The organism is Ruminococcus sp. MSJ-25 (assembly GCF_018917825.1).
Taxonomy (GTDB): Bacteria; Bacillota; Clostridia; order Oscillospirales; family Ruminococcaceae; genus Hominimerdicola; species Hominimerdicola aceti.
Window position 1 is genome coordinate 33,513 of the sequence record NZ_JAHLPI010000015.1, and the last position, 11,664, is coordinate 45,176.

The 11,664-nt window shown below is 40.0% G+C and carries 12 protein-coding genes; 7 read left to right on the top strand and 5 right to left on the bottom strand.

Annotated elements, in window-relative coordinates; genetic code table 11:
• Positions 1–18: 18 nt before the first annotated feature.
• Positions 19–1,902, top strand: coding sequence for a tRNA uridine-5-carboxymethylaminomethyl(34) synthesis enzyme MnmG (mnmG, locus tag KQH97_RS05240; protein WP_216553193.1), 1,884 nt, complete (start codon positions 19–21; stop codon positions 1,900–1,902).
• A gap of 1 nt (position 1,903) precedes the next feature.
• A complete protein-coding gene (rsmG, locus tag KQH97_RS05245; RefSeq protein WP_117857002.1) occupies positions 1,904–2,623 on the top strand; it encodes a 16S rRNA (guanine(527)-N(7))-methyltransferase RsmG in 720 nt (239 codons plus the stop codon).
• 611 nt (positions 2,624–3,234) lie between these two features.
• Here the strand turns inward: rsmG and jag are convergent.
• The 5 genes from jag to rpmH all read right to left on the bottom strand — a co-directional run bounded on the left by jag (position 3,235) and on the right by rpmH (position 6,560).
• Positions 3,235–4,128: an RNA-binding cell elongation regulator Jag/EloR gene (gene jag / locus KQH97_RS05250; RefSeq protein ID WP_216553197.1), complete on the bottom strand. Its 894-nt coding sequence runs from the start codon at positions 4,126–4,128 to the stop codon at positions 3,235–3,237.
• A gap of 42 nt (positions 4,129–4,170) precedes the next feature.
• The gene (locus tag KQH97_RS05255; RefSeq protein ID WP_046439590.1) at positions 4,171–5,508 is read right to left on the bottom strand and encodes a YidC/Oxa1 family membrane protein insertase; all 1,338 of its coding nucleotides are present in this window, start codon (positions 5,506–5,508) and stop codon (positions 4,171–4,173) included.
• Between the two features lie 65 nt (positions 5,509–5,573).
• Entirely contained in the window at positions 5,574–5,822 is a 249-nt protein-coding gene (yidD, locus tag KQH97_RS05260) for a membrane protein insertion efficiency factor YidD (protein WP_022287185.1), read from the bottom strand.
• A 1-nt stretch (position 5,823) separates the two neighbouring features.
• The gene (rnpA, locus tag KQH97_RS05265; protein ID WP_038672794.1) at positions 5,824–6,198 is read right to left on the bottom strand and encodes a ribonuclease P protein component; all 375 of its coding nucleotides are present in this window, start codon (positions 6,196–6,198) and stop codon (positions 5,824–5,826) included.
• Between the two features lie 227 nt (positions 6,199–6,425).
• Positions 6,426–6,560: a 50S ribosomal protein L34 gene (gene rpmH / locus KQH97_RS05270; protein ID WP_022287187.1), complete on the bottom strand. Its 135-nt coding sequence runs from the start codon at positions 6,558–6,560 to the stop codon at positions 6,426–6,428.
• A gap of 538 nt (positions 6,561–7,098) precedes the next feature.
• Between rpmH and dnaA the strand changes: the two genes are divergently transcribed.
• From dnaA to remB, 5 genes are all read left to right on the top strand, one after another.
• Positions 7,099–8,460 (top strand): chromosomal replication initiator protein DnaA, encoded by a 1,362-nt coding sequence (dnaA, locus tag KQH97_RS05275; RefSeq protein WP_117877494.1) that lies wholly within the window; start codon positions 7,099–7,101, stop codon positions 8,458–8,460.
• Positions 8,461–8,905: 445 nt separating this feature from the next.
• Entirely contained in the window at positions 8,906–10,012 is a 1,107-nt protein-coding gene (dnaN, locus tag KQH97_RS05280) for a DNA polymerase III subunit beta (RefSeq protein WP_117863646.1), read from the top strand.
• Positions 10,013–10,016: 4 nt separating this feature from the next.
• Positions 10,017–10,241 carry an RNA-binding S4 domain-containing protein gene (locus tag KQH97_RS05285; protein ID WP_022287190.1) on the top strand — a complete coding sequence of 75 codons (225 nt, stop codon included), beginning with the start codon at positions 10,017–10,019 and terminating at the stop codon, positions 10,239–10,241.
• A 1-nt stretch (position 10,242) separates the two neighbouring features.
• A complete protein-coding gene (recF, locus tag KQH97_RS05290) occupies positions 10,243–11,373 on the top strand; it encodes a DNA replication/repair protein RecF (protein WP_216553200.1) in 1,131 nt (376 codons plus the stop codon).
• Positions 11,373–11,633 carry an extracellular matrix regulator RemB gene (gene remB, locus KQH97_RS05295; RefSeq protein ID WP_022287192.1) on the top strand — a complete coding sequence of 87 codons (261 nt, stop codon included), beginning with the start codon at positions 11,373–11,375 and terminating at the stop codon, positions 11,631–11,633. Before recF ends, remB begins: the two co-directional genes overlap by 1 nt.
• Positions 11,634–11,664: the final 31 nt, after the last annotated feature.

Here is an 11,664-nt window from a genome sequence, read left to right on the forward strand (position 1 = left end):
CAGACAGGTGGTTTTATTATGCAAAAGGAATATTTTGATATTATTGTGGTAGGTGCAGGTCACGCAGGCTGTGAAGCGGCTTTGGCGGCGGCACGCCTTGGATTAAAGACGGCACTTTTTACCATAACACTTGACGGTGTTGCCAATATGCCATGCAACCCCTCTATAGGCGGAACTGCAAAGGGACATCTTGTTCGTGAGATAGACGCTTTGGGCGGAGAAATGGGCAAGGCGGCGGATAAAACTTTTCTGCAAAGCAGGATACTCAACCGTGGAAAAGGTCCTGCCGTTCATAGTCTGAGGGCGCAGATAGACCGTGTTGAATATCATAAGCTTATGAAAAAGACTATCGAAGATACTGACGGGCTTTATTTGAAGCAGGCTGAGATAACTGATATTCTATTTGAGGAGGACGGTAAAACTGTCCGTGGTGTGCGTACAAAGCTTGGCACTGAGTATGACTGCAAGGCTGTTGTTATCTCAACGGGAACTTACCTTGGCGGCACTGTCCATGTGGGTGCAGTATCATATTCAAGCGGCCCTGACGCAACTTTGCCTGCACTTAGTCTGACAGAGTGTCTTAAAAAGGCAGGCATGACAATAAGACGTTTCAAAACAGGCACTCCTGCCCGTGTACACAAGCGTTCCATAGATTTTGACAAGCTTGAAGTTCAGTGCGGTGACGATGATATAACACCATTTTCTTTTGATAATCATGAAAAGCTTGAAAATAAAGTCAAATGCTATGTGGCTTATACAAATGAAGAAACACACAAGGTAATAAGAGATAACATACATCTTTCACCTATATATTCGGGTAGGATACACGCTATTGGCCCAAGATACTGTCCGTCTATCGAGGACAAAATAATGAGATTTTCGGATAAGCCAAGGCATCAGCTTTTTATTGAGCCAATGGGTCTTGACACTGACGAATATTATCTGCAAGGTATGTCGTCATCACTGCCTGAGTTCGTTCAGCTTCAATTTTTGCACACTATAAAAGGACTTGAACACGTTGAGATAATGAGAAACGCCTATGCCATAGAATATGATTGCTGCGACCCTACAGAGCTTTCTGCTACGCTGGAATTCAAAGCTTTCGACGGTCTTTACGGCGCAGGTCAGTTCAACGGCACTTCGGGATATGAAGAAGCCGCCGCACAAGGTCTTATTGCAGGCATAAATGCCGCACTGAAAATTCTCGGCAGAAAACAGCTTATTCTTGACAGAGCTTCATCATACATAGGCACTCTTATTGACGACCTTGTAACAAAGGGTTGTTCAGACCCTTACAGAATGCTCACGTCAAGAAGCGAATACAGACTTTTGCTAAGACAAGATAATGCTGACATAAGGCTCACGCCTATAGGACATGAGATAGGGCTTATATCAGATGAAAGATATCAGCATTTGCTTGACAAAAATGAACAGATAGCCGCTGAGATAAAGCGTGTTTCAAAAATAAATATTGCGCCATATCCTGAGATAAATGCCTATCTTGAATCTGTAGGCACTGACCCTCTCAACAACGGCATAAAACTTGCTCAGCTTATCCGCAGACCACAGGTGTCATATGACGGTCTTGCTCCTTTCGATAAGGAACGACCTGAGCTTTCAGCAGAAGTAAAAGAGCAGGTAGAATTGCAGATAAAATATGACGGCTATATAAAGATACAGCTTGAACAGGTGGAGGCTATGCGAAAGCTAGAGAAAAAGGCTTTGCCTGCGGATATTGACTATAATGATATAAAAAGTCTTAGACTTGAAGCAATTGAAAAGCTCAATAAGATAAAGCCTGTATCAGTTGGTCAGGCAAGCCGAATCAGCGGAGTAAACCCTGCGGACGTGGGTGTGCTTTTGGTATGGCTCTCATCAAAGAATGACCATAGGGAGGAATAGTATGTCAAAGCTTATTTCTAAGGACGATTTTATAAAGCTTTTCGATAATTATGATATAACAATATCTGACAGCGATTATTCACGCTTTGAAGCTTATGCAGATCTGCTTTGTGAATGGAACGAGAAAATAAATCTTACTGCTATCACTGACCCTGAGGGAATTTCAATAAAGCATTTTTTTGACAGCGTTTATCCTTTCACACTTTTCGAGGTAAAAGAAAATGCAACGGTAATAGATGTCGGCACAGGAGCAGGATTTCCGTCCTGTCCGCTGAAAATCGTCCGTGACGATATAAAGCTTACACTTTTGGATAGCCTTAATAAGAGGATAAATTTTCTTGCTCAGCTTTCAGACAGTCTTGACCTTGGTGCGACCTGCATACACGGCAGAGCAGAGGAGCTTGGCAGAAGCATGGAGTGCCGTGAACAATTTGACATTGCCACAGCAAGAGCAGTGGCAAACCTCAGCGACCTATGCGAGTATTGCCTGCCTTTTGTAAAAGTCGGAGGATATTTCGTTGCATTGAAAGGCTCAGGAGGAAATGACGAGCTGAAAGAGGCTAAGAATGCTATTAAGATACTGGGAGGAAAGGTCGAAGAGGTCTTTGACTATGAGCTTCCAACAGGCGACGGCAGAACGCTTATCCTCATAAGAAAAGTATCTGAAACACCTGAGAAATATCCACGCAACAAAGGTCAAATGAAAAAGAAAAAATTATAAATATAAAGTAAAAGAAGCACCGAGCGAAGCGAGCAAAAGGTCCAGGGGCACGCCCCTGGTCAGGGTCAAGGGGTGAAACCACTTGTGAGTAAATTTCTTGTTCGACTTCGCTCACAAGAAATGGGCAAAGCCCTGTCGGAGCTTGAGGCAGAGCCTCAATAGGCGCAAGTCTACTAAGCGGTGCAGAATAATAAAAGAAGAAGTACAAAGTTGTAACCCAAAACAAAGCGGTGTCGGAGAACAAATCTCTGCACCGCTTTTGTAGTTTCTTATACAAAGTAAAATCCGCAAAGAGCGACAGCGATTTTGCGGCGGACAAACTGTAGACACAAATGTGTAGGGGCTGGCGCCCTCGACAGCCCGACATCGAAGCGGCTAGACTTGGATTGGTCACGAATGAAAAGAAGCAGACAATGTTATAAATTTTTGCGACGAACATTGTGTGAAAAAATACAAATGATATTGTAATCGAAACGTCGATAAGCGGGACGTCGCATTTCTGCAAAGCAGAAATTGCGCCGCTCTCCTACAAATGGTTTGTGCAAAAAACAAGCAAAATAGAAAAAAAACACGCCAAACAAACTGTCCAGCGTGTTTTCTTATAACAAATTTTAGAACTCTATCTTTGAGTAAAGACCTGAATCCTTCATTGTGTCCTCAGGCTTTGGCTTCTTGTAGTCCTTTTCAAAGCTTGTTGTGATGTCAAAACCCTTTGAGCGGCGATTGTTGTTTCTTCTTCTGCCACCGTTCTTCTTGTAGCCGCCTCTGTTATCATACTTTCTAGGTGTTGTAGAACTGATTATTACCTTTCTCCATGGCTCTTCACCCTTTGACTGAGATGTTACACCCTCGATCTCTGATACAGCAGCGTGAATGATTCTTCTCTCATATGGATTCATTGGCTCGAGAGCTGATGAACGACCGCTTCTCTTTACGTTGTTTGCTATCTTTCTTGCAAGCTCTTCAAGCTGGGTCTTTCTTCTTGCCCTGAAACCATTGCAATCTGTGGATATTCTGAAATATTCTCTGTCTATCCTGTTGCATACCAGTGATGCAAGATACTGAAGTGAATCGAGGATATCGCCCTTCTTGCCGATAAGTTTCTCGAACTCTTCGCTCTTTATCTCAAAAAGTGCGCCGTTTTCAAGCTTTGTTACCTCGATCTCTGTGTCTTCTATGCCCATTGCCTTTATAACATTGAGTATATATTCCTTTGCACAGTCAGCCTTTTTCTGCAAAGTGTCGCTCCACTCTGCCTCTGCCTTGACTTCTTCCTGAACTTCTGCCTTTTCTTCAACAGCCTCTGTTTCTTCAGTTACAGTTTCTACCTTTGTTTCAGGCTCATATTCAGCTTCTACCTTTGCCTCACCCTTGATTTTTCCGAAAAAGCCCTTTTTAGGCTCTTCAAGAACTGTGAAAGTGATCTTTTCTACTTCTGTTCCAAATTCAACTGCCGCCTTGTTCTTTGCTTCGTCTACAGTTGCGGCTGTAAAGATCTGTTTCATTTTTTCTGCTCCTCTCGCTAAAAAAGTTTAGTCAACAACAGGTCAATCCTGTGAATCGTCATATTCGTCGCCATATTTCTCAGCCATTCTCTTTCTGGCTTCGTTAAGACGTCTTCTCTGCTCGTCTTTAAGCTCCGTCTTTGTTTTCTTCTTAGGCTCATCATAATCCTCATCGTCAGAAAGTGACTTTCTGATCTCAGCAGGATCCTTACCAGCCTGTATCATCTGAGCCTCAGCCATTTTCTCCATAAGAGTAGGCTTGCCCTTCTTTTTCTGCTTTGCTATATCCTTCTGAACAAGCTCTGCAACGTGTTCAGGTGTATAGATCTTATTGAGTACGATAGTCTGTCCAAGTGCAAACAGTGAAGAATAGCACCAGTAAAGACCAAGACCTGCCGGATAGCTGAAACCGATCCACAGTGAGAAGATAGGCATACCATAAAGCATTATCTTCATTCCCATTCCACCCATATTAGCGGCGTCAGGATTGTTCTTCTTTGCAAAATGCTGTGAAACGAATGTCACTATAAGCTGCAAAAGTGCTGATACAATAGGGATAATGCATGAAAGATCCTTCATTGTTGGTATCTTTCCAAGGAAAAGTCCGAAAATGCTGTAGTTGAAATCTTCAGCCGCAGCCTTTACGCTTGTTGGAAGCACATCTGCATACTGTCCGCCCTCTTTTTCAGTGAAAACAAAAGTCATAAGCTCAGGTCTTGACTGAATAAGGTTTGTGGAGAAGTAATTCTCGTTAAGAATAAAAGTATCTATATCATTATGAGCCTTAATAGCATCCATAACGTTAGATATCTTGTTGTCATTAGAAAGTGCCTTTGCAGACTTTGGATACTTGTCCTTGTCTGTAAAAAGCTTTTCAAGCTTATCATAAGCTTCGTCCTCAGTAGCACCGTCTTTTTCAAACTTTTCAATAAGCTTTTCTATAGTAGTATCCTTGCTTTTTACCTCAGCACTGACAACATAAAGATTCGATATCATGTTGTTTGAGTCTGTAAGCTCCTCTTTATCTGCGTTTGAAACGTAGGTAAGAGGTCCGTAAATAACAGGGATAAGAGCAAACAGAATGACCATTGTGATGACCATTGGCAAACAGCTTGCCATAGGATTTACGCCCGCCTTGGCGTAAAGGTTCATCTGCTCTTCCTGCATCTTCTGCTGGTTTTTAGCGTATTTCTTCTTTATCTTTTCAAGTTCAGGCTGAAGCATGGTCATTCTTGCCGTGCTCTTCTGCTGCTTGACGTTAAGCGGAAATACTATAAGTCTTGTAAGGATAGTGAAAAGCAGCAGTGCTATTCCGTAGTTCTTGCATACAAAATAGCAGCCCTTCATTATCCAGCCCAAAGGGGTCGCAATAATACCCATTTAATATCCTCCAGATCAATTATTTGTCATATTGATAACCTATATATCTGATTAAGCTCTCAGGCTTATTTTTTTCTGATTTTAAAATACTCAGTGGTAAGCTTGTCAGGAACATAGTCAACCCCTCCCAGACTCCACGGGTTGCACCTAAGCAGTCTCCATACAGTGAGCAGCGTGCCTTTAAAAAAGCCGTGTTTTCTGTAAGCCTCCAGCGCATATGCCGAACAGCTTGGATAATACTTGCACCTTGGTCCGAAAAGAGGACTTATAAATCGCTGATAAAACCTTATCAGCAGCTGAGCCAGTTTACTCATTTTACTTTCTCTTTGCCCTGCCTGACCTGTTATTCTTTGGAACAGGCTTATTCATCTCTTTTATGAGTCTTTTTTTTATAAATCTTTCAATATCCTGAGTTTTCTTTTCCCCTATATCGTTTCTTCCCACAAAAACTATATCATAGCCCAGCGGAAATTCCGCCTCGTTAAGTCTGTAGGCGGCTCTTACTATTCTCTTAATTCTGTTTCTTGTTACTGCGCAGCCCTGCTTTTTGCCCGCCGTTATTCCAAGCCTGTTGTATGGGCTGCCGTTGGGATAAAAATATGCTGCTACAAAACTGTCTGCACAAAATCTTCCCTTTTTATAGCACCTTAAAAATGCCTTGTTATCCTTTAAAACCGTTGTGAACAGCATCTTCATTTCCCCATTGTGTACTGTTTTTACTCTTTTCGCCTTTTCACGGCAATTTTGCCAAAAAAAGATAAAGACCCAATACCATGCAAATCAATGAATGGTATATAGGTCATCTGAGGCAGCGTCCAACGACGCTTAAATACAACTGCCTAGGGACATCGATTCAGGCGTAACCAACCGCCTGAATAATGCCTGTCAGACTTATCATCAGAAACTGCCTGTATCTCTTAGTAGCTGAGTCTAGCTCTGCCCTTTGCTCTTCTTCTTGCGAGTACCTTTCTGCCGTTAGCAGTAGACATTCTCTTCATGAAGCCGTGAACTTTCTTTCTCTGAAGCTTTTTAGGCTGATATGTTCTTTTCATCGAATTCTCCTCCTTCCGCTTTCAACACTCCGTCATTTTATACAAAAAAACGTCCTCGGAGATGTTTAAACTTATAGGGTCACAGCAAATTACAATATCGCTATGAAAAAAGCCCTTGTAATTTAATATTATAGCTCATTCACACACCATTTGTCAAGCCTGTTCATAATATTTTTATATTTTTTTTGATATTATTTTTCTTTGCTTTGAGGGGCTTACTGTCCGAAAAACCTGCCGCTTACGTCCTCATTTTTTATGAGCATACAATATATTGTGTGCCAAATATAAATTTTATCTGTATTAAGTGTTTTTTCTTATCTTTGAAAAACATACTTTTTATCCTTATTTCTTTCCTTATATATAATATATAGGACTTGAAATTTTAAGTCAAGTGTGCTATAATAGTATAGAATTGATTAATTATGCCTGTTTATATTTTTTTTAAAACTCTGACCTGCCGTCTGTTTGACAGGGGTCACGGCGGACAGCGGAAACACCGCACAGGCAGAGCTATTTTCTAGGAGGTTATGGAGAAACAATGGATTCCTTTAATGACGTATTTCAGGAGGTCCTGAAATATTGCCGAAACTGCAAAAGTATCAGCGAGCCGGGATATAACAAATGGATAAAGATACTTGAACCGATGAAGCTTGAAAACAATGTGGCTTATTTGCTCACTGATTCTGATTTTTCAAGAGATATCACTATGAACGCCTATGAGAATCTTTTAAAAGAAGCTTTTCTCAACACTTTGGGCTTTGAGGTAGATATAAAAATACTTGTTAAAGACAAAGAAGAAGTTAATGAAACTGAGGAAAAGGATATAGAAGTCAAGGTGGCTGACTTTTCTGATGAAGAAAACAACAATCTTACCTTTGATAACTTTATCAAAGGTAAATCGAATGATCTTGCCTATGCTTTCAGCACGGCTGTCGCACATAAGTATGACGAAGATCAGAAAACGCCGTCTAACACAAATACTATATTCAACCCTCTCATCATATACGGTGATTCGGGACTTGGAAAAACTCACCTTATGAAAGCTATCGAGCATGAGGTAAAGAAAAATCACCCTGAGCTGAAAATTATTTACACCACAGGTGAATCCTTTATAAACCAGCTCGTTAAAGCTATCGAGTCAAAGGAAACTAATAAATTTCATGATAAATACAGGAATGCCGACTATCTTATGGTAGACGATATACAGACCATTGCAGGCAAGGAGCGTATGCAGGAGGAATTTTTCCATACCTTCAACGATCTTTACAATGCAGGCAAGCAGATAGTTCTCACATCGGATATTGCACCGTCAAAGATATCGAAGCTTCAAAACAGGATACTTACCAGATTTTCACTGGGCGTTCAGGTAGACGTTACACCGCCTGATTTTGAAACAAGAATGGCTATCGTAAAGAAAAAGGCTGATATGCTGGACTTACAGCTTTCTGACAATGTCGTAAGGATAATAGCAGAGAAGATAAAGACGAACATACGTCAGCTTGAGGGAACTGTAAACAAAATAAAGGCTCTTACCATTTATACGAATGAAAGCCCGTCCATATCTATGGCTCAGAGGATAATCAAAGAAATAATCATTGAAAATCACCCTGCTGAGATAACGGTTGACAGGATACTTCAGGAGGTAGCGGCGGCATTTGACGTTACTGCTGACGACATAAAATCAACAAACAGACGTGCAAACGTATCCCTTGCAAGAAAAATAGCGATCTATATCTTCAAGGACGTAAAGGGCATGACCTTTATACAGATAGGAAATGTGCTTAACAAAAACCATTCAACTATGACCATACACTATCAGGACGTTGTTAAAAATCTTAAAGAGAACAAACAGCTAAAAGATACCGTTGACGACATAATCAAAAACCTCAAGGACAATTAAACGGACTATTTCAACATTTTCAACATAGTTTTCAACAATTTTGTTGAATATCCGGACTTGGATATATAAAGCTTTGCGGAATGTTTTTCAAAACTTTGCACAATGAAGTTTAAACCATGGTGTTATAAAATCAAACACCGATTTTCAGGTTTCAACATTTTTTGCGATAATAATAAACATTCAACAAACATTTTTTCAACTTTTCAAACACAAAAAAAGTTTTTGAAAACACAGTTGAAGTGATGTTAAAATAAACTTGAAAAGCAAAACAAGTCTGCAAAAGGCTTTGAATGACTTTTCAACCATTTCAACACACTCTACTACTAATACTAATTTAATATTGATTTATTTATATATTATCAGAGCAAAAAATATAAATTTGAGAAATTCATATGTTGAAAAAACAAAAGTCAGATAAATGTAATTTTTTAGAAAGGAAATTGCTATGAAAATTCTGTGTAATAATGCTTCACTTTGCGGAGCAGTAACAAATGTTTCAAAAGCAGTGTCAGAACGTGCTGCACTTAAATCTCTTGAGGGAATAAAATTCAAGCTTGAAAACTCAGTGCTGGAGCTTACCGGCTATGATCTTGAGATAGGTATAAAAACTGTTATTCCGGTAAAGAGCGACGATTCGGGAGAATTTATACTTAATGCAAGACTTTTTGCTGAAATGATAAGGAAAATGCCTTCTGAAGAGATCCTGATAGAGGTTTCTGAAAATTTTCAGGTAACGATCTCAGGAGGAGTTACCACATTCAATATCCCTGCAACGTCAGCAGAGGAATATCCTGCACTGCCTAAGAAAGAGGAAGAAAACAAGATAACTATCTCTCAGCCTGTTCTTAAGGATATGATAAATCAGACAAAGTTTGCCGTGGCTGTTACAGACCTTAAGCCTGTTCTTAAGGGTGAGCTTTTTGAGATCGAAAATGGTACTCTTACTCTTGTTGCCCTTGACGGATATAGACTTGCTGTGAGATATGAGCCTATAAAGTATGACGGAAGTCTTAAATTCGTCGTGCCTGCAAAAACTCTCTCTGAGATAGCAGCACTTCTGGGAGATAATGACGAAGAAACAGCCTCCGTTTATCTCTCAAAAAATCATGTTGTGTTTGAATTAAACGGCTATCTTGTTTATTCAAGACTTATCGAGGGCGAGTTCCACCCTTATAAGTCAGCTATACCAACTACTTGCACAACTGAGGTCATTGTTGACAGGAAAGAGCTTATTGCCGCTCTTGAAAGAAGTTTGATACTTATAAGTGACAGAACACCGTCACCTGCAAGATGCTATTTTGAAAATAATTCTATAAAAATAAACTGCTCAACAAGCGTTGGAAAGATAACAGACGAGATAAAGGCTGATATAGCAGGTCCTGTTATCGAGATAGGCTTCAAGTGCAAATATCTTCTTGACCCTCTGAAGGTCATAAAGGAAGATAAGGTCAAATTGCAGATGAGCGGAAGTCTGCTGCCTATGAAGATAGTTCCGTGTGAGGGCGACGCTTATACTTACCTCGTTCTCCCTGTAAGACTAGCAAAGGAATAAGAATATGAAATATCAACAGATAGATGTAAATATAAAATCAGAGTTTATAAAGCTCGATTCTCTGCTTAAATATGCAGGCGTTGTGGAAACAGGCGGCATTGGCAAGGAGATAATCCTCGAGGAGAGAATTAAAGTAAACGGTGAGGTCTGCACAATGAGGGGAAAGAAGATCCGCCCCGGGGATAAGGTGCAGATAGACGAGATAGCTACAGAGATAGTGGTAAAATAAAATGGTGATAACCAAAATTTCCGCAGACGGATTTAAAAATCTCAAAAAAGTCGAGATATATCCTCATGAGAAAATGAATATTTTCTGCGGAAAGAATGCTCAGGGCAAAACAAATCTTATAGAAGCTATATGGCTTTGCAGCGGAGTGAGGTCTTTTCGCAACACAAAAGACAGAGAAATGATAGATATAAACGGACAGTTCATGAATATCGACATTTCATTTAAAAACAGCTTTCGCAGTCAGGATATACATTTTGCAATGGCAAGACCTAATGTGAGAGAAAAAAACGTCACCTTGAACGGCGTAAAACTGAAAACTCCCTCAAAGCTTTTCGGAAGCCTTGATTGTGTTATCTTTACTCCTGAGGATCTGGAGCTTTCAAAAGGCTCTCCCGAAAACAGACGGCAGTTTCTTGACCTTTCAGTGTCACAGATAAAAAATTCCTACAGCTCTGTTATCTCAAAATATGATGATCTTATAGAGCAGAGAAATATATTGTTAAAAAATATCTGTTACGGCAGATCAAAAAGAGAAGAGCTTGAAGTGTGGGATATCCAGCTTGCTCAGCTTGGGGCTTATATCTCGCTTTTAAGATATAATTATACCAAAAAGCTCGATATGTTCGCAAAAAAGCTTTATGAGGATATATCAGAGGGCAGAGAAAGGCTGGAGCTTGAATATTATTCCACTGTGTATTCAAATCTGGCGGGCAGAAAAGATTATGCAGGAGAAATGGCTGAAGAGTATCTAAGCTGTCTGAAAAATAATCTTGATGACGATATAAGAGCAGGATTTACACAGAAAGGCGTTCACAGAGACGATCTTGCGGGAAAAATAAACGGACTGGCAGTTAGACAGTTCGCTTCTCAGGGACAGCACCGCTCTCTTGCTCTTATTTTGAAGCTTTCACAGGCTTATATACTTGCCGAGGAGATAGACGACAGCCCGTGTATACTTCTCGATGATGTTTTGAGCGAGCTTGACCTATCAAGGCAGAAGTTCGTTATCTCGAAAATACACGATATGCAGGTCTTTATAACCTGCTGTGACAGGAATATCCCCTTTGACGAAAAAAGCCATGGAAAGATATTCAATATAGAAAACGGAATGATAGTTCAGGAGAATAAGTGATGTTTCTGCATTTAGGAAATAACTATTTAGTCAATACTAAAGATATAATAGGGATCTTCGATATAGAGAACACCTCTGTTTCTGCCAACACAAAGGAATTTCTAAATTTTGCGGCAAAAAACAGACGTGTCGTGAACTGCACATATGAAATGCCTAAAAGCTTTGTGGTGTGCCTTGATAAAGACTTTACGGAAACTGTGTATATAAGTCAGATGAGCTGCGCCACACTTTTGAAAAGAAGCAAAAGAATGCCTGAATGATTAATCAAAGATATAAGATTATAAGATAAAA

Excerpts from the sequence above, each read along its gene's own strand:
- rpmH (WP_022287187.1), bottom strand. The coding sequence starts at position 6,560 with ATGAAAAGAACATATCAGCCTAAAAAGCTTCAGAGAAAGAAAGTTCAC.
- recF (WP_216553200.1), top strand. The coding sequence starts at position 10,243 with ATGGTGATAACCAAAATTTCCGCAGACGGATTTAAAAATCTCAAAAAA.
- dnaA (WP_117877494.1), top strand. The coding sequence starts at position 7,099 with ATGGATTCCTTTAATGACGTATTTCAGGAGGTCCTGAAATATTGCCGA.
- dnaN (WP_117863646.1), top strand. The coding sequence starts at position 8,906 with ATGAAAATTCTGTGTAATAATGCTTCACTTTGCGGAGCAGTAACAAAT.
- mnmG (WP_216553193.1), top strand. The coding sequence starts at position 19 with ATGCAAAAGGAATATTTTGATATTATTGTGGTAGGTGCAGGTCACGCA.
- jag (WP_216553197.1), bottom strand. The coding sequence starts at position 4,128 with ATGAAACAGATCTTTACAGCCGCAACTGTAGACGAAGCAAAGAACAAG.
- yidD (WP_022287185.1), bottom strand. The coding sequence starts at position 5,822 with ATGAGTAAACTGGCTCAGCTGCTGATAAGGTTTTATCAGCGATTTATA.
- KQH97_RS05285 (WP_022287190.1), top strand. The coding sequence starts at position 10,017 with ATGAAATATCAACAGATAGATGTAAATATAAAATCAGAGTTTATAAAG.
- rnpA (WP_038672794.1), bottom strand. The coding sequence starts at position 6,198 with ATGCTGTTCACAACGGTTTTAAAGGATAACAAGGCATTTTTAAGGTGC.
- remB (WP_022287192.1), top strand. The coding sequence starts at position 11,373 with ATGTTTCTGCATTTAGGAAATAACTATTTAGTCAATACTAAAGATATA.
- KQH97_RS05255 (WP_046439590.1), bottom strand. The coding sequence starts at position 5,508 with ATGGGTATTATTGCGACCCCTTTGGGCTGGATAATGAAGGGCTGCTAT.
- rsmG (WP_117857002.1), top strand. The coding sequence starts at position 1,904 with ATGTCAAAGCTTATTTCTAAGGACGATTTTATAAAGCTTTTCGATAAT.